The following is a 21734-nucleotide window of genomic DNA, read 5'->3' on the forward strand; positions in this document are numbered from 1 at the left end:
AGAGCACTGCGCAACGACTTTAGAAATAATACGCGCCGTGTGTAGCCTTTATATTAGATAGTGCTGTATTTCTAGTGTGGATCAGGCGTAAGTGAGAACGACTAAAATGGTTTCCGTCCATGCAGAAATATGTGCAAACATTGAAAGCTGATCTTCGTTTGCTTAGCTCCCAACAGAAGGCTGAGGCATCTCAGCGATATTTCCCAGAAGGCGTCAAATGTCTGGGTGTAACGGCAGCGGATATTCGAGGGGTGACAGAGACCTTCCTAAACGCCAGAGTAGAAATGCGCCCGGAAGAGGTGCTTATGCTTACTGAAAAAATGTTGGAACATGCCGAGTTCAGTGAAGAAGTTATGGTTGCTTTTGGTTTAATCAATAAGCTGGTAAAGCGACACTATGATGAAACATTACTGCAGAGATTTGAGTTCTGGTTAGAGAACTATTGCACTAATTGGGCATTGGTAGATGATCTTTGTATTAAGACGGCCTACCAGTATCTGTTAGCCAGACCACATTTAATCGAACAGACGCAGCATTGGTCTCATTCTGAAATACCGTGGTGTCGTCGAGCGAGTAACGTCGTATGGGTCAAATTTGTTAAGCGAAAAATTGGTCGAACCACCTACTACCTTGATAAGAAACGGTTATACGAAAACTTTGAAACACTAAAGTCAGATCCAGACCCCTATGTACAAAAAAGCGTTGGATGGCTGCTCAAGGCGACTTCTGTTGTTTATCCGACGGATGTCGTAAGGTATGTGCAACAAAATGCGCATCATTTGCCTCGTTCGACGATACGATACGCGCTTGAAAAAGTTGATCCTACGGTGCGAAAAAGGCTCTACGCGGAAATCAACGGCTGCTAAATATTTGTACTTGCTTTTTGGATAACTGGGGTAAACGCAAGTACTAAATTTGAGCGATGCTGGTAAACGAATGTTAACCATAGCGATGTATTATTTTACTTTTTGATAACTTTAGTTAATATCATGTATGGTCAAAAAGAATATCAGGGTTGGGTTGATAATGAAGTTCTATAAAGTTTTATCACTGTTGTTTGTTATTACGTTGTCTCAAGTGGTGTTGGCGCAAGGTCAGCTTGACGATGAAATACAATATCAAGAGGTAGTAGGGTATTGGCAAAAAGAGGGCAGTTCCACGATTTTGGAGTTAAAGCGTGCTGAAGATGTTATCCAGGGCGTAATTACTCGTGCTGACTGGGAGCCCAACCTGATCGGAAAGACCTACATTCGAGAGTTGAGCGCCGATAAAAAGCCTAAGACTTGGGTTGGTGAGGGATATGATCAGAAGAAAGATCGTTATCGTAAAGTGTCGATCTCGGTTAAAGAAGTTAATGTTATTAAAATAAAGATCAAAGGCAGACGATCTGCACTTTGGCGCAGGGTGGAATCCAAAGATAAAGTAATGTAGGAAAAAAAGGCAGGGAGTGCCGTCCTGCCTTATATCAATTGCCGAGAATATTATTATTGTTATTAGGTTTATAGCTTTTAAACTTTATTGAGCGAATCCAGTACTGATTGGGTTTTGCCACGATAAGTCATTTGCGAATTTCGCGTTAAGTGACTAATTCACAAAATACAAATAAGAATCATTCCCGTTTGCATTATTTGAATATACGGGTAAATTGGTCGATTATCAAGAGTTAGGATGCTATTGAGTCATTTATTGAGAAAATCGTGGAATTCATTTGAGGACAATAAGCTAATCGGTTCAACTTAATGTCTTGTGACATTATTCTTTATTTTTGCTGATCGCCTTCGATCTAAGGATTCTAAGCCGCACTCGTGCAGTCGAGCGGTCTGGACCCAATGAAGAGAGAGTTTAGTAATGGCTTGCTTATAGTCAGCTGACCGAGTTCCATTTTCGTTGCTAATCAAGGTGAATAAGCCGGCAATTCGATTGGCTAAAATTAAGCTCGGGCAATCATGATAGCGTGTTAGGGATTGAAGCAGCTCAATTAGGTATGAGTCATTTTTAAACATGCTTAACCGCTCTATCAATTCCTAAGGCGGTGCGCGCAATGGAGGTTTGTTCCACTAATATTTTACGAACATCGACGCTCTCTATCGCTTTACGAGGGAATGCAATGAACACGGGTTTATCTTTATTGCACTGATAAAATGCGCCATCCGGATTTATAGCCAGCATTCTGACAGTTGAGGTTTTTACGCCCGTAAAGTAAGTGCAGATTGCTTGCATGGCATCGACGTGATCGCTATTCATGTGGTGGATCATGCTTTGTTCTGAAGAACTCCAAACCGGTGTGGTCATTCGCCAATCATCTTCGTTTATCCAATGTATATCGCCAAAGCCTCCGATAAATCGTACTCGCTCCGTATGCATTTTATAGAAGGCAAAGTCATGCGCATTCTGATATTTACGACTGTCTGGGTACAGGTTAAAGAATCTCTCGGAAATAGCAGGCTCGAGTTCACGTTGCACGGGTTGGATTTGTCCCAAAAGGCTAAGACGAGCTCCGGCGTTTGGGTCTTTGAAATCTTTCGGTCGAACGCTTGGCGACGTGTCCTGATTGGCTTTGAGCAATCCACCGCCATAGGGTGGAAAAACAGTTAAGCACATTTTTTGATTATGAGAGAAGTTCTTCGTGTGTTGTGCCAGATCACTGACGTAGAAAATGACGTCACCTTCGTGAGTGCTCATGTAAGTGGATACTGATCCGAAAGGGTAGCCGTCACAGGCCTTAGAATGGGTGGATAGTACGCCAAGTTCACAGGTGCGAAGTAGTAGTCGCGCGTTGTCTATTGATTGTTGCTTTGCAGGTTTCATAGATGAGTTTGTATGTAATATTTGACGAGGTGCTTTAATCAATTAAAGCAGTCGAGGTGTTAAAAATGGGGTGCGGGTGTCAGGGTGCAATGCGATATCGACATCGATATCAAACGCCTGATTGATTGTGTTTGTTGTTATCACTTCGTGCGGAGTGCCCTGAGTGAGCAGCGTGCCTTCCTTTAATATGATGAGGTGGTCGCAAAACATCGACGCCAAGTTTAGGTCATGAAGAATAACGACAACGCCAATTCCATCTTTAGTTAGCTCACGAATGTGTCTCATTGTTTTAAACTGTTGATGTAAATCTAAGGCAGAGATTGGCTCATCAAGTAATAGAAACTGATCATCAGTGCGCTCATTCGATGAGTGACACTTTAGTTGTGCCAAAACCCTTGCAAGTTGTATTCGTTGTTTTTCGCCCCCGGAGAGGTTTGGATAACTTCGATCAGCAAGATGTGATACGCCGAACTGATTCAAGCAACGCATTAGTAATGCATCCTGCTTTTGGTGGGGATATGACGCCATACTGAGTGCCAGCCGAACGACCTCAATGGCGTTGAGCGGAAAAGACAGATCGCTGCTCTGAGGCAGCACGGCCCGCCGTGATGCAAGCTCGGTCAAACTGTAGCGTGACATAAGGTGATCACTTAAGGTTACTCTGCCTGCATCGGGCACGTTAGCCCCAGATAGCGAATTCAAAACGGTACTTTTTCCTGCACCGTTTTCGCCAAGAATTCCAACGACGCTCCCCGTTTCACATTCCATTGAGATGTTTGAGATTAGCCTTACGCCTGAAGCGTAAACACTGACTGAACTCATTTTGAGAGTCATAAGTGAAACCCCATATTGCGTTTTTGCTTTATCAAAAGTGCGATAAAAAAGGGCGCTCCAATCAAGGAAGTAAGTATGCCTATTGGTAATTCCGCTGGTGCAACTGCGAGCCTTGAAACCAGATCTGCGAGCACGAGCAGCGCGGCTCCTAACAGGGCGGAATTAATGATTAGATAGCGATAGTTGGTATCAGAGTAAATACGCAGAATGTGAGGCACGACGAGACCGATGAAGGCGATAATGCCGCTGAATGCGACGGCAACGCCAACGATCAGAGCGTTTATCCAGAGAAGCTCCAGTTTTATTTTGTCAACATCCACGCCTGAAAAGCGGGCGTTTGCTTCGCCCAATAAGAGTAAATTAATTGCGTGCCTTCGTTTGAAAATCACCCACAGAGCGAAAGAAAGAGCGGGTGCTAAGATTGAGACAGTCTTCCAGCTTGCGCCGCCTAAACTTCCCATCAACCAGAATGTGATCAACCTTAGAGCTTGATCGTCGGCCAGGTAATTAAAAGCCCCAATAATAGCGACCCCTAACGCGTTTATTGCTACGCCGGCAAGTAACAAGGTTGGTATTTGTAGTTGCCCATCAACTTGAGCCAAATGGTACACCGCGAAAGCGGTGATTGCTGCACCGGCAATGGCTGAGATAGAAATGCCATAGGTCCCAAAGAATGAAAGGCTAGGAAAGTGTTGGGACAGCAATATCATCGCAACCGCGCCAACGGCGGCCCCAGAAGAAATACCTAAAAGACCTGGGTCGGCCAAAGGGTTTCGGCAGACTCCTTGGAGACTGGCTCCGCTGACGGCCAATGCCGCCCCAACCAGAACGGCCATCATGACTCGTGGTGCTCTAATATTAGCCACGATGTTCTCTATACCCGACATCTGCGTTGGAGATAATATCCCCATGAGTGTTTGGAAAGGAAGCCATAAATCCACGCTCGCTGCACCGAAAGAAGCTCCGATCCAAAGTGAGGTAAGAAGAATGATTCCTAGGCTAGACACCAGAATCAGTCTTTTACTCTGTAAAGCCTCAGTATTAATTGTCATGGTGATGAATTTCATTCGCTTGATCAATCAACTCTTTGACTGCTTGGTCAATTCTTGCTCCCAAGCCAAGTAGCAGAAGCGCATCCATAGTGTAAACATGACATTTCTCAGCGGTTGCGTACGCGATAGACCTGTTCGCACAAACGCCTTCTTTACCACCCATGGCCTCAATCGTGTGATGTGGAACCAAAATCAGATCGATTTTTTGAGATGCCAACGACTCTTGGCTAAAGGGCTTATAGCCATCTATGTTCGAGGCAAGGTTTTTTACCTCCGCGAGTTCAAAGAGAAAGTCGGGCATGGTGTTTTTGCCGGCCGCGGTTAGCCCTCTTTGGCCGGAATTGAGTAATGCGATTGCGTTAAGGGAATTCGGCTGGTAGCGCCTGCTCTTACGATGTGCCTGAATGTTCGAGATGGTTTTTTTTATCAGAGTTTTTGCCGCCGGAACAGTGTTAAAAAACTCACCTATTTCCATGACCAGGTCTCGCCAAGAATCAAGAGTGTAAATTGACTGTTCGAACTGCTTCACTTCGACGCCCACATTTGCGATCTGTTGTAGCACCTTCTCTGGTCCAGCCCCTCGTGCGGCAACCAAAAGATCTGGGTTCAATGAGAGTACACCTTCAGCGCCAAGACTCCTGAAATACCCTACTTGAGGTAATGATTGGGCTTTTAAAGGGTAAAGGCTGGAGCTATCGACTGCGATGACTCGATCTATGAGTCCCAGAGCATGAATGATTTCGGTAATGCTACCGCCAGCAGAAACGATGCGCTCGAACGAACCGCCAACGGAGGGTTGTTCTTTAATGCTCAGGTGAATCGGCGCTGGACTATTTGAGTCATTAGCTAACGCGATGAAAGAGGTGAATGATAGGCCGACAATCACGACCTGGCGTATATAGGCTTTTACTGACGTTACTGAAATCATGAGAATGTGTGAACGATGTGTTTTTAAGAATGATAATGAGAATGATTTGCATTTGCAAGAAATGTTGTTATATTTGCTTCGATCTTCATCAATGAGCCCAATTATGTGCCGTGTTGGGGTGGGCTTGTTACACACTTAATTGGTTGAACTATTATGTTTTCTAAAAAAAATACACCTTCTTTGCAAGGTTTTACTGGGCTTTCTTTAACCGCCGTTGCGTTTTCCACACTGTTGTGCGTGGATGCAGTAGCGAAGGAGGCGGTCTCTGCAAGCGCTCGCGATGATCTGGATACATTGATCGTGACGGCGACCCGAACTGAAAAAGCGCTGTCGGATGTTCCTGCGACGGTATCTGTGATCGACGCCGATCAAATTGAACATCAAATTTCAAATAATATACGTGATCTGGTTCGTTACGAACCCGGTGTATCGGTAGCTGGTGGCGGCCGTTTTGGGTTGAGTGGGTTTACAATAAGAGGAATCGGGGGTGACCGGGTCCTCACTTTAGTCGACAGCACTCCAACAGCAGATGAATTTTCATTTGGACCGTTTCTATCATCACGACGCAATTCAGTTGATGTCGACGCTTTAAAATCGGTGGAGATTGTTCGAGGCCCAAGCTCGAGTAGTTTTGGTAGCAATGCTATCGGTGGAGTGGTGAATTTTGTCACCAAGGATCCCATTGATTATTTGAATGGTAAGTCGTTTGCTGGGTCTGCAAAAGCGAATTACAGTTCCGTAGACGATGGCAGCAACGTAACGGTGTTGGGTGCGATGGGTAACGCTAAGTTGTCTGCGATGTTTGTTGTGACACAGAGAGAATTTTCGGAAACTGAGACCTACTTCAGTGACGACCGTCTAGGGTCTGATCGCCAATCACAAAACCCTCTTGATGGTGACAATACCAATCTGTTTGCTAAAATGGTTTACAGTCCTTCAGACCGGCAAACACTCTCCTTGGTTGCTGAACGTTTTACTGGAAAGTCCGACACGGAAGTTTTAAGCGCAGCAAACACGTTTTCACGTGGTGTACTGACGCAATCTCAGCAGGGGCTAGACGACAGAACCCGCGAACGGGTGAGTCTGGATTATCGTATTAGATGGGATCAAGGTCTATTTGATGAATTTTCAGTGCTGGGGTATCTCCAAAATAGTGATGCTGAGCAACTCACGTTAACTGAAAGAGTCTCGCCTTCGTCTGGCATTCAAGATCGAGAACGCAGTTCACTTTATTCCCAAGAGAATGTCGGTTTACGATTGCAGTTTGATAAAAAATTCGAACTTGGTAGTAGCCAGCACCTTGTTAGCTATGGCCTAGACTATGATAGGAGTGATTCTGAAACGCGGCGCGATGGCAGCACTGTTAACCGAGCAACAGGGGGGCAAGCTATCGAGTTCAGTAACTTTCCGACCCGTGATTTCCCGATATCGGAATACACCAGTCAGGGTTTTTTCATTCAAGACGATATTAGCTTGATGCACGGACGATTGAGCGTCATTCCTGCTTTACGATACGACAGTTTCGAGTTGGAGCCAGAAGCTGATGCGATCTATCTTGCCGGAAACCCCGGTTCGCCAACCCCTGAAGGGTTTGATGAGTCTGAGGTGTCCCTGAAACTCGGTTTGCTGTACAACCTGACGGATTCTTGGTCGGCATTTGCTCAGTATTCTGAAGGATTTCGAGCTCCCTCTCTGGACGCTGTAAACGTGGGTTTTACTAACTTCGCTGGAGGTTATACCGCGATTCCTAACCCGGACCTTAAACCTGAAAAAGGCGAGGGAGTTGAAGTTGGATTCCGCCACAATGGAGAGTTTGTGAAATTCGATGCGGTGATTTATCAAAATAAATACACCGATTTTATTGAGTCTCTGTCAGTACGTGGATTTAACCCCGTTACTCGACTCCTAGAATTTCAAGCTCGGAATCTACCCGAGGCGGAAATAGAAGGATTGGAACTTAAGCTATTAGCCGATCTGTCGGCAATTTCAGATAGATTGCGCGGTTTCCAGGCACGAGCGGCATTTGCCTATGCGAGCGGAGAAAACACAGAAGAAGACAATCCAATAAACTCAATAGATCCTCAACAACTAGTCTTTGGCGTAGCGTATTCTGCTATCAATGATCGATGGGGCCTGGAGGGTATTTTGACGGCATCGGGGCGTAAGGATTCATCGGACATTGACGCTAGTTCTCTACAAATTGCAGGTGAGACGCCTGTGTCTCCGTTTGAAACTCCGGGCTACACAACGTTCGATATGCTTGGTTATTATAACGTCAGTGAATCATTGAGGCTAAATTGGGGCATATTCAATGCGACCGATAAGCGCTACTTTTCCTGGAGTGAGGAGTTCGTACAAGATCCTCGGACGGCTAACTTCGATCGTTTGAGCGAGGTTGGCCGTAACTATTCAGTCTCTGTAAAGTACACATTTTAGACACCGATGAGATTAATAATGAGTATTGTAAAAAACACGCTGACCGGTTTGGTCAGCGTGATGCTATTGAGTTCGGTCAATGCCTATGAATCAAAGCAAGATTGTGAAGCGGGCGATGCAGAACAATTCACCTTCAGCTGGCCAATCGACGCAGATTGTGACAGCAAGCCGAGAGGGGGGACCAGCCGTGGCGTAGAGGTTACTTTGGCCGAGGAACCTTCACAATTTTGGTTGGCTTTACAAGAAAGCAATTTGAGTAAGTTTGAGCAAGACCGGCGGGCTATCCTTGCAATGCAAGGTGGCTACAAGGTTAACTTTGATTTCCTGGAAACCATCGGCTTCAGTGACCGGTTTGAGCGTGATCGACCGTATCAATCTTGGGGAACCGAATACGTTTACGTGGTTGAAGACACACCGACGTTTATCAGTCTACAGCATGTCATGGTTATGTTCTTTCAAAAGGAAGATGGCGGTGTGTCTGACCCGATGGTCATGAAGCATTGGCGTCAGGATTGGACGTATGAAGATACGAATCTACTTGAGTATAACCATGAACGCTCATGGGTTAATCGGCCTATCGAACTTTCACTAATGCGCGGCAGGTGGAGTCAAGCCGTGTTTCAGGTTGATGACTCACCGCGTTATGAGTCTATTGGCGAATGGGAGCACAACAGCAGTTTTTCCAGCTGGAAAAGCGCCAAAACACGTCGTCCGTTGCCCAGACGCGAATACAGCATCAGACAAGATTATGACGTGCTGGAGGGCTTTAATACGCATGTTGTTAACCGCCATGGCTGGGTACAGGTAGAAGAGAACTGGAAGCTTGTGACTGACAGTGACGGTCATCCTGATCGAAAACAGCCCTACGTGTCGAAGGAACAAGGCGTGGCTAGGTATCAGCCAGTGGTTGGGTTTGATTTCTCTGCAGGCGATGATTATATGGCGCGCTCAGCTCAATTCTGGCGCGATGTCAGATCAATATGGACGATGAGGACATCGGCAACCAAAACGCTCACCTTGAATGATAAGGTCGAGGGAAAACCGCTCTTTATGAGTTTGTTTTCTTATGCCAGCAACATCGCTGACAATAAGGCTTACAATTCACAAGACGGTAAAAGGTTTGCCTCTTCAGAAATCGATAAGTATATTCAATGATGTATTAAAGCAAAGGGCTTCAACTGCGCGTTGTTGATTGCTCACGTATACGAGAGCAATCGGGACTCAAAGCACGATGAAACTGCCTGCAAGCAAAGAGATTATCAAGCAATACCCAGCTGAGCAGGCAAGCAAATACGATCGGGCGGCATTGGGATGGTCGATCGTATTCTACTTAACTGTACTACTAACGGCGGGTGGATCGTTACCCATCAGCGTCTTTATCGTTGTTGGCTTCTTAGCGTTGATTCGTAACTTTAATGCGTTGCATGAAGCTTTTCATGCTGATGAGCGAGGGCAGAGCCTATGGAGGTTGGGGCGATTTTTGCCAATCGTTGTCGCTCCGTGGCAGCTCGGTTATTACGAGTTGAAAAATAACCATATATATCATCATCGTTTTGAAGGTGAGAGCGGTGACCCGGACCGATATCTCATCAAAGGCACAGGGGCTTGGACGCTGTTAATGGCATTTACTCAGCCAGAGCAATCCGTGATTCGTTACCTTAAGCGAAAGGGGCTAGACATCCGTTTGGCGTGTATTTTGACAATGAATGCTGTAATTTGGGCGCTGTTGCTACTCATCTTGCCTTGGCACGTTTTTATTATCTATACGCTGGTGGCGCGTTTTGCAAATGCGGCCGTTTGGTGGATATTTGACTACTGGTTACATCATGAATTGGCTTATCGGATTCCTAGCGCGGTACGCTTCAACAGAGTAGCGGAACTGATTTGGAGTGGCTTGTTTAGTCAATCAAATTTCCAAGGTGTGGCGCACCACAAGTTGCACCATAAATATCCGTTTGTACCGGATAGTAAATTGAGAGAGTTAGAGCGCGAACTCTCTGACTTTAGGTCATTGAGCTAGCTTTCTCTAGTAGGCTGATGGCGAAGCTTTCGCTGATTTTAATGTCAGGATCATTGGCCGTGACGGCTATGACCGTATTTGATCTAGGAATGATTCCAAGGAACGCATACCACATTGTATTTGAACCGTTATGCCAGAGTATTCCATTGTCATTGAGGACCCACCCGCATGCATAAGATTCCAAGCTTGCTTGGTGCAGTATTTTGTAAGTGCCTTTTTTGAGAAGGCGGCCGTTACCATGTTGACCACTAAGGTGTTCATGACCGAATTGGGCTAAATCATGTAGATTCATATGCACGCATCCAGCGGGAGCCATTATGGCGGTATTATCAGTGTCTGCTGGAACGCTTGTTTTACCTCTTCTTAGAAAACGATATTTGTGGCCATGTGGTTGATTGGGCTCGTTTGGTGCTCCAAACCCGGCGCTATGAAGATTTAACGGATCAAACACTTCTTCTTGAACAAGACTTTCCCAACTTTTCCCAGCGACGGTTTCTGCCGCCAGTCCAGCTATTGTATAGCCGACATTTGAGTACAAAAAACGGGTCATTGAGGAGCTCAACGGGGGCTTCTGGAGTTGCTTGTAGACTGCATTTTGTCGGGTGCTCAGTATTTCTTTCTCTTGCGTAGGTCTCTTTAGTAAAACAGAAAGAGGGAAGTTGGCTTTAGCGCCAGACGTGTGAGTCAGTAAATCTAAAATCGTGGTTTTCTTCCAGTCGTCATGAAGTTCTTCGTGGCGTTGAAAAATGGTTCCTAAGTTCGTGTCCCAATTTAGTAAGCCTTTTTCTATCAGACGTCCGATCATGGTTGCGGTTATTGATTTAGTGATCGAACCTATGTGCCATTTATCATCGCTCTCAATCAGTGAACCGGTAGATCGTTCTCGTTCCCCCGCCACACCGTGGTCACTCAGTTTGCCGTTTTTCCAAATTGTCGCGCCTAAGCCTGCCAATCCGTTATCCGATTGGAAGGTCGACAACTCGGCTTGGAAGCCCTGCGGGTTTTCTTTGGTCATACTGATGGCTTTCTCGAATTAAATTTTATGCGCGAACAACGGCAAATATAGCGGGATTGGGTTGGTGACACTGATACCGTATCAAAGCTTAAGTTCCTAAATATATTTGTTGTGGTCAGGTTTTCAAGGGTGTGCGGCTAAAATATCATGCGGCGATGGCGATGGCGATGGCGATGGCGATGGCGATGGCGATGGCGATGGCGGTGCACGGAGGACGCCTCGCATCATCCCGTCCTATTATTGCGTATTCAAAGCAAGTAGACTCAGGTCATTCAATGCTTGCGGTATAACCTGTAGATTAATGGCGACATTCAGCTTATTTGACCTTTTTCTCTTACTTGGAATCTCCCAAGGGTTACTCATCGCGGGTGCATTGCTACTGGGTAACAGACAGCGCTTTTATCAACACGGATTGTTCGCCGTTGTTATGTTGTTGGCCGTGATTATGTTGGTGGGGCGTATGGGCTACGTTCGTTATTACGAATCTGCACATGTATTTCGTCTTGCTACTATGGTAGACAGCGTCGTCTTCCTTTTTGGACCTTTGCTATTTACTTATAACCGCCGGCTTTTGTTAGCGGGGTATGAGTCCTTTAGATTAAGTTGGCGGCACTATATACCGGCGGTTTTACACTTTACGTTTGTGCTGTCGACGTTTCAATACAGTATCTCGGACTATCAACGATTGTCATTGTCAGGAGAATTTAGGCTTCACTATTTTGCCATTGAAATAGGAGGGCTAGTCAGCAATACGTGTTACTGGTTGATGTCGCTAACGTCATTAAATGAGTTTGATTTTAGACAACGCGCAGAAAACTCGTTTGAACAACCTGGTCCTAAGTTTATTCGGTTTGTGTTTTGGCTTTATGGGTTAATTTTAGCGGCGTGGTTACTTTCCATTTCATTGACTTATGGTTTAAACCATTATTCTCGCCTCTTTAACTACGATGTCGTGTGGGTTGCCATTCCGCTCTCTATGTATGTAATTGGTTTTTACATACTAATGTCGCCTGTGCTAATTCAGTCGTTGCCAGATAGTACCCAGCCTTATAGCGAGCCTAATAGCGAGCCTAACAAAAATGAAAAAGGTCAACGTGGTGACCAAAGGGCAAGACTGTCTCAAGACAGGGTCGAATTACTCGCTAAGAGCCTAGAGAAGGTGATGCTTACTCAAAGGCCGTACTTGCAAAGTAATTTGAAACTTAAGGACTTAGCTGACTTGGTTAACAGTTCCCAGAATGATCTGTCCTGGTTTCTTAATAACCATCTTAAAACCACTTTTTATGAGTTCATTAATCGAGCGCGCGTTGAAGAGTTTGTTCTAAGGTTGAAAACTGGGGCGCTTGAATCGCGAACCATATTAGAGCTGTCCTATGAGGTGGGTTTCAATTCAAAGTCGAGTTTCAATAAAGTGTTTAAACATGAAATGGGATGCACTCCTAACCTGTTTGTTAAAACGCTTGAGTCAAGACGGCAACCCAAGAAAGTCAACTAGGGAAACGGTGAACAGGGTTAATACATCTAAATTTTACTAGGATTGGTGCGTTTGGTCCCAAAAAGTCGACCATGAGCTGATGGATCGCTAGATTTCAGTTTTGAAAATCACTTGGACCCACTTATGAACAACCGTACCATCCTCTTAATCATACTTTTTATCGTAGGCGGATTTTATTCAAACTCACTCTACGCCAACCTTGAAAATTTATCCGCGAGTCAGCTTGATGATACCAACCGATCAGTATTGGTAAAGTCGCCGGGGAAAACCGTGAGTAGCTTTCGCGAAAAATTTCCTGCAAACGGGGCCATTTCTATTGGGGTAGACGGGACTGTATTTATTTCTGAATACGGTAGTTATAGCCAAGGCAGAGGTACGGGAACCAGGCTCTTCATTCTTGGTAAAGACGGCAAGGTTGCAAAGACCCTTAAAGGGCTATCAGGGCCAATGGGGTCAGTCTCAGATCGAAAGGGTAATCTATTTGTCGTTGACGCTAACAACGGCAAGAGCGGTAACATCGTCAAATTCGATCAATTTGAAAACAAACAGATTTTGGCAAGCCTTCCTGGTTGGCCTTCTGGCATGGCCATGGGAGCGGATAATCACCTGTATGTCACTAATTATAACTCCCCAGTTATACACCGAGTCAGCCCGAGTGGCGACGTCAGTGTTTATGCGCAAGACGAGCGGTTAAATGGGTGTGTGGGCATTGATTTTGATAGCGCTGGAAACCTCATAGTCGGGAATTTTTATACGGCCAAATTATTGTCGATTTCTGAGGATGGAACCGTTAGTGAGATTGCAACAGTCCCAAACGTTGTTGTTCAAGGCTGGGGTCTTGGCTATTTGACCGTATTCGATGACACCATTTATACGACCGCAATTGCAAAAAATAAAATATACAAAGTTGAGCTCAATGGCAATGTCAGTGTGTTAGCGGGTACGGGTGAGTTTGGCTCCGACAATGGTGAGCTGGGCAACGCCATGTTTAGAAATCCAAATGGTATCGCTGTTGATAAGCGTAATCGTATTATTTATGTGTCTGAATTCGGTGCGGACGGAGGCATTCGTGCAATCGACCTGAGTTCCGGTCAATGATCTCAATGCCTTCATTTTTCTAAATTAATGATGACCGTTATTTTTAAACGAAAACCGGCTGCTTAGCGTCTTAGTTGAGCAAGTATTTGAATATTAACCCAAACACATCTTGAGTGAGTTCATGAAAGAGTTTCATAAGATAGCAAGAACCGTTCGCGTGCCTTATATGTTGGCATTGTTGGTCTTTTTCCTAGATTCGACGTATGCCGACGATGTAAATGATCGATTGGAGTTAAATGAAAGATTATCTAAAGTAATCAGTAACTCCGGTGTGCGTACTGCTGCGATAGGAGTGATTAAAAATCACGAATTGGCTTGGTCTAGTTACTATGGGCTTCAGTCTCCTGAAGTGCCGGCCAATAAAGACACTTTGTTTAATGTGGCTTCGATCGCTAAAGTTTTCACAACGGAGCTTACTCTCAAACTTGTCAGTCTTGGAAAGATAAGCCTAGATGAGTCAATGTCCAGTCACTGGGTTGACCCAGATATTCGTAGTGATGAACGGCATAAACGGTTGACACCCAGAATGGTTTTAAACCACACAACGGGGTTTCCGAACTGGCGATTTGAGCGACCTGATGGAAGGCTTTCGTTTGAGACGGAGCCGGGAGTTGCGTACGGATATTCTGGCGAGGGATTTCAGTATTTGGCTCGCTTTCTGGAGCAGAAACTAGGGGCTGGGTTTGAAGACTTAATGCAAGAGTACCTGCTGAAACCCAATGGCATACAGGACGCGTGGTTTTCTCCACGATCAGAAAATCACCAAAGTTTGGCTCAACCACATAATGAGGATGGTCTGTTTATCGGTCACTATTGCCGGCCTAATGGGTGGTGTCAACGAGAGGGGGTATGGTCGGCCGCTGATGATCTGGCGATCACACTCACGGGGTTGGTGACGTTTACAATCTCGTCGAGTTTGGCTCGCGGTTTGAGTCGCAAAATCATACAAGATCGAAAGCGAATTTTGTATGACTTTGGGTCTTCGATTGTTTGCGCAGAGAATACGGATGCAGAAAAAGAGCAAGCGGCGTGTCCCCTTAAGGCGGGCTTTGGCTTAGGATGGGAAGTATACGATTATGGTAATGATTCTGTACTCGCTCACGGAGGTAACGATTGGTCGGAGTTTGCGCAAGTATATTTCAATCCGCTTACGGGTGATGGGGTAGTGGTCGTGCTTAATGCGCTACCCGAATCCGGGTTGAGAGCCATGGTCGGGATTCTAAATGAAATTGATGCTGAGTCGCCTCTGGCTCAATCACATAGAAAGTCGTTCAATGATATGACTGCAGAGCTCGAACAAAAGAGGGCGTCTTTAAGACGCAAAGGGATGAACATCAGTGAATTGTCCGATGAACAATTAACTCAGCTAATTCTGGATGCCGATCGTAAACTATTTGATAAGGGTTTCAATGGCTGCTCGTTTGATCATTGGAACGAATCATTGTCGGCAGATTTAGAGTTCTACGATGACAGGACAGGTCTGAATAGGGACCGAAGCAAAGAAGTCCGCATGTTTAAGAATAAGTGTGCAGCTAAAGATAAGCTGACCAGAAAACTCATCGATTCTAGTGTCAATCGATTGGGTAATTATGGAGCGTTTCAGTTAGGCCTGCATGCCTTTTATCTCAATGAACGGCTTGTGGGTAAAGCAAAGTTTGCGAATGTGTGGGCACTAGGCGTTGGTAATCGTTGGGAGATCACGAGAGCAATCAGTTACGCACATGAATCAACAACAGAAAAAAGTGCAAATTGAAAAGGTTTTTCTCAATTATGATTACGCATTCGCGTAACAAAGCCGCACTCGGTTTACGATTGCGGCTCTGTTTTTCGCGTCACTGACTAGTCAAGCGGCTAACTCTTCCTCACCTTCAACGACATGCGTTAAAAGGTATTCAAAAGCAGCCAGCGATGCTTTTGACCCTTCACCCATGGATATCACGATTTGTTTGTAGGGAACCGTAGTAACGTCGCCACACGCGTAGATACCGTGTTCGGATGTTCTGCAGCGCTCATCTATTTCTATTTCGCCGTACTTGCTCAGGTTTACTACGCCTTCAGCGAACTGGCTGTTTGGGACCAAACCAATTTGAACAAACACTCCACTTAGCTCAAGGGTTGAAATCTCTTCGCTGTCTCGGTCTGTGTATTCAATTGAGCTCACTTTTCCGTTTGTTGCATGAATTTCGTTTGTCGCAACGTTCTTCACAATGGTGATGTTGTCACGTTTCTGGACTTGGTCGATCAATACTTGATCGGCTTTTAGGGTTGGCATGAATTCGAATACGGTCACTGATTTTACGATGCCCGCCAAATCCAGAGCCGCTTCGATACCCGAGTTTCCTCCACCGATCACCGCCACGTCTTTGCCTTTGAAAAATGGGCCATCACAATGCGGGCAATAGGCAACGCCGTTCCCTATGTTTTCTTTTTCGCCTGGCACGCCTAACTCACGCCAGCGCGCTCCGGTGGCAATGATGACTGTTTTTGTGTTTATGGTTTCGCCTGATGAAAGGGTCAATGTTTTGATATTGCCTTTCTCAATATTGTCTACTCTAACGTGTTCTTTAATGGTTATTTCGTAGTCGTCTAAGTGAGCCTGCATATTACCAACAAGCTCTGGCCCGGTGGTTTTTGAGACCGAAATTAGGTTTTCAATTCCCATCGTGTCTTTGACTTGGCCACCGAGCCTGTCTGCGACCATTGTGACAGCAAGCCCTTTGCGAGCGCTGTAAATTGCCGCCGCGACACCCGCGGGACCGCCACCGATGATGGTCACGTCCTGCAAGGGCAGTTGAGGCGCTTTAGTGCCTTGATTGAGCTCTGGAAAGCGTTCGATTAGGGTTTCTACCATGGTGCTGATATCAACTTTGCCATTCGCGAACTTCTCGCCGTTCAGGTAAACGCTTGGTACACCTTGGATATCTCGTTTCTCGATCATTGAGCGGAATAAACCGCCATCGATCATTTCAGTGGTAATGTCGGGGTTGATTAATGCGAATTGGTTTAGTGCTTGAACCACGTCGGGGCAATTATGGCAATCCAGGCTTATGAAAACTTCGAAATGTAATTTTGAAGTGAGTGGCGTTGCAAGCATGGACTTTAGGTTGGCATCGAGTTTCGTCTCAGTGCCTGATGCCCATAATACTGACAGAATCAGGCTATTGAATTCATGACCGCTCGGGATGCCTGAAAATTGAACGCCTGATGCTGAGCCATCAATCTCTAACTCAAAGGAAATGGGGCTTCGCAGTTCTGCGTTACGCTCCTCAAGCTGTAAGTGCTCGGAAACAGACGCCACTTGCGAAAGGAAGTCAACCAGCTCTGCTCGCTTTGAATGTTCACCTGTTTGTAAAACAAAGGTGACTTTGTTTTGCATGTTGGCTGTATAGCCTTTTAGTGCATTTAAAATGTCAGGAGTTAACATCGTGATTTCCTCTTTCGTTGATTTGGTGTTGGCCGAACCACGTGTTCGACCAACGAATGATTTAGGGCTTAAATTTTGCCAACTAGATCGAGTGACGGAGCAAGTGTTGCCTCGCCTTCTTTCCATTTAGCTGGGCAAACTTCACCCGGATTGTTTCGAACGTATTGAGCAGCTTTAACCTTACGTAAAAGATCGTCTGCGTCGCGCCCAATGCCTTCTGCTGTAATTTCCATAGCTTGAATAACGCCATCTGGGTCAACAATAAATGTAGCGCGATCTGCTAGGCCAACACCGGGACGCATTACTTCGAAGTTATTGGTGATCGTGCCATTTTGATCGCCAAGCATGTTGTATTCAATTTTTCCGATTGTCTCAGAAGTGTCATGCCAAGCTTTATGAGAGAAATGCGTGTCAGTGGATACTGAGTACACGTCTACGCCCATGCTTTGAAGTTCTGCGTACTTGTCTTGGAGGTCCCCTAACTCAGTAGGGCATACGAATGTGAAGTCGGCAGGGTAGAAAAAGAAGATCGCCCATTTGCCTTCTAAGTCTTTCTCTGACACTTCGCGGAATTCGCCGTTCTGAAAAGCTTGTGTGGTAAAAGGTTTAACTTGGGTGTTGATAACAGCCATGATATTTCTCCGGGAAAAAGTTATTGTTTAACGTTAAATTTGGTTTAGTGTTGGGCACTTTTAAATACCGTCACACTGATCGATGACGGGATAATACGTCAGCAAGCGATTTTAATAAATTAGATTGATTTGATCACTATGTTCTATTTTTTCGAATATACTTATCTGATCGATGAAGACCTGTTCAACTTAAATCCTAGCAAGGCTATATGATCTCACTTAAACAAATACGCTACGCCCTAGCCGTGGAAAAGCAGCTGCATTTTAGAAAAGCGGCTGAAGACTGCTCAGTCTCTCAATCCGCCTTAAGCACGGCGTTATCAGAGATGGAGCGCCAATTGGGATTCTCGGTGTTTGAGCGCGACAACAAGAAAGTTCTGGTAACTCCAGTTGGGCAACAGTTCTTAGACAAAGCCAAAAGCGTACAGCTTCAAGTTGACGATTTAATGAAGCTTTCTCAAACTCAGGGTGCGGTATTAAGTTACCCAATGGCAGTTGGAATTATCCCCACCATTTGTCCCTATATTTTACCCAAGGTCTTGCCGGCGTTGAATGATGAATATCCCAACTTTGAATTTAATGTTATTGAAGAACAATCAGCGCATTTATTGGACATGGTGCGTAGCGGAGAAATCGATACGGCGATATTGGCTTTGCCTTACCCAACTGAAGGGCTTTTGACTTTTGAGTTTTGGGAGGAAGACTTGTTTTGGATAAGCCATCAGGAAGAAGACTTAGCGGACGCTGATGTTGTCACGGCTAAAGAGTTAGAAAACAAGAAACTCATGTTGCTAAAAGATGGCCATTGTCTAAAAGACCAAGCGCTTAGTGCCTGCGGGATGGCAAGCGAAAAGGCCCAAAGTCTCAGCGCAACAAGCTTAAGCACACTAATACAATTGGTTATAGGTCGCGTCGGATCAACACTCATACCCGCCATGGCTTTAGAGCAGTTACTTACGCACAGCTCAGAGCTCCGCGCTAAAAGATTGAGTGAACCCGGGCCGCATCGGAGGATAGCGTTTGTTGTGCGGCCCAATTACACCAATTTAGGTAATATTGAGGCGTTAATGTCTTTGTTTAAAGAACGGTTAGCTAAGTCGGTTTGAAAAGCATGTTGATTAGAGCTAGGACGAGAGAATTACGGTGCGACATTAGGCCGATTCCGGTCCGTTACTTACTCAATGTGGCCTAAATAGAGCCGTTCTAATACGCATGAATCGTAGCGCACCATACCCTTAATCATGAGAAAAATTGTAAGCACTGCTATGACTGGCGTCCAACCTTCTTCGATATTCCCATGTACTGCCGGCCCAATTGTTCGTAATCTTGCCATTATCCATATACCAACTGGTTTCAATCGCGCTGAACACCATGCGGTTTAAACGGTCTTGGACCTCTGCATTGTAGGCGCATTCGGCCTCATGTTTAACGTCGACAGATGATTGACCTTGCTTATCTAATTGCCGAATGATTTTGCATATGTAGTTGGCTTGGGCTTCGATCATTATGATGATTGAATTGTGCCCTAGGTTTGTATTTGGGCCGTACATCATGTGTAGGTTAGGAAAGCCATTTGTATGCATGCCCAGATACGCTTGTGCGCCATTTTTCCAAGCCTGTGCAAGCGTTTGTGATTCGCCTTTGACTTCAATGCTTTTAAAGAAAGGGTTTGTAATGAAGCCCGTTGCGTAGACAATCACATCAGTCTCAATGCATTGACCTGTTTCAGTGTGTATTGAGTTGGCGTCAATTCCGCTAATTGGTTCGGTTTGCAGATCCACATTGCTGCGACTTAACGCATTGTAAAACGTGTGTGAAAACAGAATTCGCTTTGCCCCAATGGCGTAGTCCGGTGTTAGTTTGGACTTAAGGACTGGGTCTTTGATGTGCTTATTCAAATTGCGCTTTACTTTAAATTTAACAAACCAAGCGGCCACTTTGTTTCCCTTTAATGCAGGGTACAATACGCCATCAGCGAGTAAGTAGAGCAAGCCTCGATAGAGTTTGTTGAAAAACGGGACAGTCGCACTTAACCATCGTTCGAAACGAGTGTAGGAGCGATTGGGCTTTTCCATCATCCAATTCGGAGTGCGTTGGAACACCGTTAGGTGTTTGGCTATTTTTGCAACTTCAGGAATTAACTGAACAGCACTCGCGGCTGCTCCAATGACTGAAACACGTTTGTCACTCAGATCAACGCTATGATCCCATTTAGCGGCGTGAAATTGGTGCCCATTAAACTTATCAGACCCTTTAAATTGGGGTGTGGAAAGTTCATGCAGCTGGCCAATTGCTGAAATAAAGTGCTGAGCTTCGTGTGTGCCTGACTGTGTTTGAATGAGCCATTGTTTGCCTTTCCATTCGGCGGACTTAACGGTTTGCTCGAATCTAAAATGCGGCATCAAGTTATATTTATTGGCCACGTCCAGTTGATACTGAAATATTTGCTCTCTTTTGGACCAGACATGTTTCCATTCTGGATTCGGTTCAAACGAATAGCTGTAGAGTGCTGATGGAATATCGCATTCGGCCCCTGGGTAAGAATTCTCTCTCCATGTGCCGCCTAACTTTGACGCTTTCTCTAAAATAATGAAGTCATGGATGCCGGCTTTCTTAAGTTTTATACCGATGCAAATACCAGAAAAACCAGAACCAATAATGACTATTTTGTGTTTATTCATCGATCACTCCGTGGGGTGATCTTCATCATAATGGGTGCTAACTGCGGTGTTAATGTCTATTCAGGACAAAGTTTGTGTGATTAGGTCACCTTATTACGAGTTTGGTATTTGGCATTAAGGTAACTCCCGTCTTGAACAATATTGCGTAGTGTTTTTGCTGCCTTCTCGACCTCAGCGTGGCTTAAATAGAGTGGAGTAAATCCAAGCCGTAAGATATCCGGAGCTCTGAAGTCGACAATGATTTGCTTGTCGATCAGTGCCTGTGCGATTGCGTAGGAATGTGGGTGGCTAAAACTTAATTGGCTTCCCTGTCTCTCTTCATCTTCTGGTGTGACCAGTTTTAGATCTGGGTTTGTCTGAAGAATCTCGGTCACGGTCGCGAGAAAATGAAGCTTAAGCGAATTTGATTGAGCTCTGACTTGCATCATGTCTAATCCCTCAAATGCATTTAATGCGCCATCTAGGGCCGCAAATGAGAGGATGGGAGGCGTGCCGCACAGCGCTTTTTCGATACCTTCAGCTGGACTGTATTCAGGCTCAAAACTAAATGGAGAGGCGTGCCCCATCCAGCCAGTGAGTGGTTGCTTTAAATGCCTTAGGTGTCGTTTTGAAACGTACATAAAGGCGGGAGAGCCTGGACCTCCATTTAGATATTTGTAACCACAACCAACGGCAAAATCCACGTTCCATCTGTCTAACTCCAATGGTACGGCTCCAGCGCTATGGGCTAGATCCCACAGAACCAAAACCCCATGTTGATGAGCTAGCTTAGTGATTCTTTCCATAGAGAGCATTTCACCCGTTCGAAAATCAACGTGGGTCAACATTAAAATGGCTACTTCGTCGTTTAGAGCATCTTCGATTTCATGTTTTTCAACCTGTTTCAACTCGCATTTATCTTTTCCAAGTAATTCAGAAAGTCCTTGAGCTATATACAGATCAGTCGGAAAATTTTTTTGCTCACTGACTATTATTTTTCGCTCATCGTTTATCTTAAGACCCGCGCTGAGTAACTTAAACAGGTTAACCGAAATGGAGTCACAAGCAATCACCTGGTCGGGCGCCGCTCCCAAAATGGGGGCAATTTTTGAGCCTACTTTCTTGGGCAGATCGATCCATGAATGAACGTTCCAGCTCTTTATAAGATCTTGTTCCCATTGATTATTTAATACGTCTTGGGTTGCTTTGTTGGATGCTAATGAACTGGGGCCAAGGGAATTACCATCCATGTAAATAGTACCTTTGGGAAGCAAAAAGTCGGATCGGCGAAGGATATTTGGATCGTCCAAAGGTGTATTAGTCATGTCAGCT

Annotated in this window: 19 protein-coding genes; 9 read left to right on the plus strand and 10 right to left on the minus strand. The window is 45.2% G+C overall.

Annotated elements, in window-relative coordinates; genetic code table 11:
- Window positions 1–119 precede the first annotated feature (119 nt).
- Together ABWW54_RS13510 and ABWW54_RS13515 are read left to right on the plus strand one after the other, a co-directional pair.
- Window positions 120–866, plus strand: a complete 747-nt coding sequence (locus tag ABWW54_RS13510) for a DNA alkylation repair protein (protein WP_353412879.1) — start codon at window positions 120–122, stop codon at window positions 864–866.
- A 160-nt stretch (window positions 867–1026) separates the two neighbouring features.
- The gene (locus ABWW54_RS13515) at window positions 1027–1431 is read left to right on the plus strand and encodes a hypothetical protein (RefSeq protein WP_353412880.1); all 405 of its coding nucleotides are present in this window, start codon (window positions 1027–1029) and stop codon (window positions 1429–1431) included.
- A 305-nt stretch (window positions 1432–1736) separates the two neighbouring features.
- Here ABWW54_RS13515 and ABWW54_RS13520 read toward each other — a convergent pair whose 3' ends face one another.
- Genes ABWW54_RS13520 through ABWW54_RS13540 form a run of 5 tightly spaced genes read right to left on the minus strand, consistent with a single transcriptional unit; the run spans window position 1737 to window position 5622 of the window.
- Complete coding sequence (locus ABWW54_RS13520; RefSeq protein WP_353412881.1) at window positions 1737–2003, minus strand: hypothetical protein; 267 nt, start codon at window positions 2001–2003, stop codon at window positions 1737–1739.
- Entirely contained in the window at window positions 1996–2808 is an 813-nt protein-coding gene (locus ABWW54_RS13525) for a HugZ family pyridoxamine 5'-phosphate oxidase (RefSeq protein WP_353412882.1), read from the minus strand. Before ABWW54_RS13525 ends, ABWW54_RS13520 begins: the two co-directional genes overlap by 8 nt.
- Window positions 2809–2850: 42 nt before the next feature.
- On the minus strand, window positions 2851–3642 hold the full coding sequence (locus ABWW54_RS13530; RefSeq protein ID WP_353412883.1) for a heme ABC transporter ATP-binding protein: 792 nt from the start codon (window positions 3640–3642) through the stop codon (window positions 2851–2853).
- Window positions 3639–4709: a FecCD family ABC transporter permease gene (locus ABWW54_RS13535; RefSeq protein WP_353412884.1), complete on the minus strand. Its 1071-nt coding sequence runs from the start codon at window positions 4707–4709 to the stop codon at window positions 3639–3641. Before ABWW54_RS13535 ends, ABWW54_RS13530 begins: the two co-directional genes overlap by 4 nt.
- Window positions 4684–5622, minus strand: coding sequence for a heme/hemin ABC transporter substrate-binding protein (locus ABWW54_RS13540; protein WP_353412885.1), 939 nt, complete (start codon window positions 5620–5622; stop codon window positions 4684–4686). Before ABWW54_RS13540 ends, ABWW54_RS13535 begins: the two co-directional genes overlap by 26 nt.
- Window positions 5623–5775: 153 nt before the next feature.
- Between ABWW54_RS13540 and ABWW54_RS13545 the strand changes: the two genes are divergently transcribed.
- The 3 genes from ABWW54_RS13545 to ABWW54_RS13555 all read left to right on the plus strand — a co-directional run bounded on the left by ABWW54_RS13545 (window position 5776) and on the right by ABWW54_RS13555 (window position 10078).
- A complete protein-coding gene (locus ABWW54_RS13545) occupies window positions 5776–8058 on the plus strand; it encodes a TonB-dependent hemoglobin/transferrin/lactoferrin family receptor (RefSeq protein WP_353412886.1) in 2283 nt (760 codons plus the stop codon).
- Between the two features lie 18 nt (window positions 8059–8076).
- Window positions 8077–9213 carry a DUF6607 family protein gene (locus tag ABWW54_RS13550; RefSeq protein WP_353412887.1) on the plus strand — a complete coding sequence of 379 codons (1137 nt, stop codon included), beginning with the start codon at window positions 8077–8079 and terminating at the stop codon, window positions 9211–9213.
- A gap of 76 nt (window positions 9214–9289) precedes the next feature.
- Window positions 9290–10078 carry a fatty acid desaturase gene (locus ABWW54_RS13555; RefSeq protein WP_353412888.1) on the plus strand — a complete coding sequence of 263 codons (789 nt, stop codon included), beginning with the start codon at window positions 9290–9292 and terminating at the stop codon, window positions 10076–10078.
- On the opposite strand, the gene ABWW54_RS13560 is transcribed toward ABWW54_RS13555, so the two are convergent.
- Window positions 10062–11093, minus strand: a complete 1032-nt coding sequence (locus ABWW54_RS13560) for a serine hydrolase domain-containing protein (protein ID WP_353412890.1) — start codon at window positions 11091–11093, stop codon at window positions 10062–10064. The two genes, ABWW54_RS13555 and ABWW54_RS13560, sit on opposite strands and share 17 nt — an antisense overlap.
- A gap of 109 nt (window positions 11094–11202) precedes the next feature.
- Here ABWW54_RS13560 and ABWW54_RS13565 point away from each other — a divergent pair, with 109 nt between their 5' ends.
- The 3 genes from ABWW54_RS13565 (at window position 11203) to ABWW54_RS13575 (ending at window position 15439) form a co-directional block, all read left to right on the plus strand.
- The gene (locus ABWW54_RS13565; RefSeq protein WP_353412891.1) at window positions 11203–12588 is read left to right on the plus strand and encodes a helix-turn-helix domain-containing protein; all 1386 of its coding nucleotides are present in this window, start codon (window positions 11203–11205) and stop codon (window positions 12586–12588) included.
- 123 nt (window positions 12589–12711) lie between these two features.
- The gene (locus tag ABWW54_RS13570) at window positions 12712–13686 is read left to right on the plus strand and encodes a Vgb family protein (protein ID WP_353412893.1); all 975 of its coding nucleotides are present in this window, start codon (window positions 12712–12714) and stop codon (window positions 13684–13686) included.
- 121 nt (window positions 13687–13807) lie between these two features.
- Complete coding sequence (locus ABWW54_RS13575) at window positions 13808–15439, plus strand: serine hydrolase domain-containing protein (protein ID WP_353412894.1); 1632 nt, start codon at window positions 13808–13810, stop codon at window positions 15437–15439.
- A 90-nt stretch (window positions 15440–15529) separates the two neighbouring features.
- Here ABWW54_RS13575 and ahpF read toward each other — a convergent pair whose 3' ends face one another.
- Both ahpF and ahpC read right to left on the minus strand, forming a co-directional pair.
- Window positions 15530–17110, minus strand: a complete 1581-nt coding sequence (ahpF, locus tag ABWW54_RS13580) for an alkyl hydroperoxide reductase subunit F (protein ID WP_353412896.1) — start codon at window positions 17108–17110, stop codon at window positions 15530–15532.
- 68 nt (window positions 17111–17178) lie between these two features.
- Complete coding sequence (ahpC, locus tag ABWW54_RS13585) at window positions 17179–17742, minus strand: alkyl hydroperoxide reductase subunit C (RefSeq protein ID WP_353412897.1); 564 nt, start codon at window positions 17740–17742, stop codon at window positions 17179–17181.
- Window positions 17743–17951: 209 nt separating this feature from the next.
- Between ahpC and ABWW54_RS13590 the strand changes: the two genes are divergently transcribed.
- Window positions 17952–18848, plus strand: a complete 897-nt coding sequence (locus tag ABWW54_RS13590) for a hydrogen peroxide-inducible genes activator (protein ID WP_353412899.1) — start codon at window positions 17952–17954, stop codon at window positions 18846–18848.
- A 129-nt stretch (window positions 18849–18977) separates the two neighbouring features.
- On the opposite strand, the gene ABWW54_RS13595 is transcribed toward ABWW54_RS13590, so the two are convergent.
- Both ABWW54_RS13595 and kynU read right to left on the minus strand, forming a co-directional pair.
- The gene (locus ABWW54_RS13595; RefSeq protein ID WP_353412900.1) at window positions 18978–20423 is read right to left on the minus strand and encodes a flavin-containing monooxygenase; all 1446 of its coding nucleotides are present in this window, start codon (window positions 20421–20423) and stop codon (window positions 18978–18980) included.
- A gap of 80 nt (window positions 20424–20503) precedes the next feature.
- The gene (gene kynU / locus ABWW54_RS13600; RefSeq protein ID WP_353412901.1) at window positions 20504–21727 is read right to left on the minus strand and encodes a kynureninase; all 1224 of its coding nucleotides are present in this window, start codon (window positions 21725–21727) and stop codon (window positions 20504–20506) included.
- Window positions 21728–21734: the final 7 nt, after the last annotated feature.

This window comes from Arenicella sp. 4NH20-0111, from assembly GCF_040366405.1.
Lineage (GTDB): Bacteria > Pseudomonadota > Gammaproteobacteria > Arenicellales > Arenicellaceae > Arenicella.

Excerpts from the sequence above, each read along its gene's own strand:
- ABWW54_RS13510 (WP_353412879.1), top strand. The coding sequence starts at position 120 with ATGCAGAAATATGTGCAAACATTGAAAGCTGATCTTCGTTTGCTTAGC.
- ABWW54_RS13515 (WP_353412880.1), top strand. The coding sequence starts at position 1,027 with ATGAAGTTCTATAAAGTTTTATCACTGTTGTTTGTTATTACGTTGTCT.
- ABWW54_RS13520 (WP_353412881.1), bottom strand. The coding sequence starts at position 2,003 with ATGTTTAAAAATGACTCATACCTAATTGAGCTGCTTCAATCCCTAACA.
- ABWW54_RS13525 (WP_353412882.1), bottom strand. The coding sequence starts at position 2,808 with ATGAAACCTGCAAAGCAACAATCAATAGACAACGCGCGACTACTACTT.
- ABWW54_RS13530 (WP_353412883.1), bottom strand. The coding sequence starts at position 3,642 with ATGACTCTCAAAATGAGTTCAGTCAGTGTTTACGCTTCAGGCGTAAGG.
- ABWW54_RS13535 (WP_353412884.1), bottom strand. The coding sequence starts at position 4,709 with ATGAAATTCATCACCATGACAATTAATACTGAGGCTTTACAGAGTAAA.
- ABWW54_RS13540 (WP_353412885.1), bottom strand. The coding sequence starts at position 5,622 with ATGATTTCAGTAACGTCAGTAAAAGCCTATATACGCCAGGTCGTGATT.
- ABWW54_RS13545 (WP_353412886.1), top strand. The coding sequence starts at position 5,776 with ATGTTTTCTAAAAAAAATACACCTTCTTTGCAAGGTTTTACTGGGCTT.
- ABWW54_RS13550 (WP_353412887.1), top strand. The coding sequence starts at position 8,077 with ATGAGTATTGTAAAAAACACGCTGACCGGTTTGGTCAGCGTGATGCTA.
- ABWW54_RS13555 (WP_353412888.1), top strand. The coding sequence starts at position 9,290 with ATGAAACTGCCTGCAAGCAAAGAGATTATCAAGCAATACCCAGCTGAG.
- ABWW54_RS13560 (WP_353412890.1), bottom strand. The coding sequence starts at position 11,093 with ATGACCAAAGAAAACCCGCAGGGCTTCCAAGCCGAGTTGTCGACCTTC.
- ABWW54_RS13570 (WP_353412893.1), top strand. The coding sequence starts at position 12,712 with ATGAACAACCGTACCATCCTCTTAATCATACTTTTTATCGTAGGCGGA.
- ABWW54_RS13575 (WP_353412894.1), top strand. The coding sequence starts at position 13,808 with ATGAAAGAGTTTCATAAGATAGCAAGAACCGTTCGCGTGCCTTATATG.
- ahpF (WP_353412896.1), bottom strand. The coding sequence starts at position 17,110 with ATGTTAACTCCTGACATTTTAAATGCACTAAAAGGCTATACAGCCAAC.
- ahpC (WP_353412897.1), bottom strand. The coding sequence starts at position 17,742 with ATGGCTGTTATCAACACCCAAGTTAAACCTTTTACCACACAAGCTTTT.
- ABWW54_RS13590 (WP_353412899.1), top strand. The coding sequence starts at position 17,952 with ATGATCTCACTTAAACAAATACGCTACGCCCTAGCCGTGGAAAAGCAG.
- ABWW54_RS13595 (WP_353412900.1), bottom strand. The coding sequence starts at position 20,423 with ATGAATAAACACAAAATAGTCATTATTGGTTCTGGTTTTTCTGGTATT.
- kynU (WP_353412901.1), bottom strand. The coding sequence starts at position 21,727 with ATGACTAATACACCTTTGGACGATCCAAATATCCTTCGCCGATCCGAC.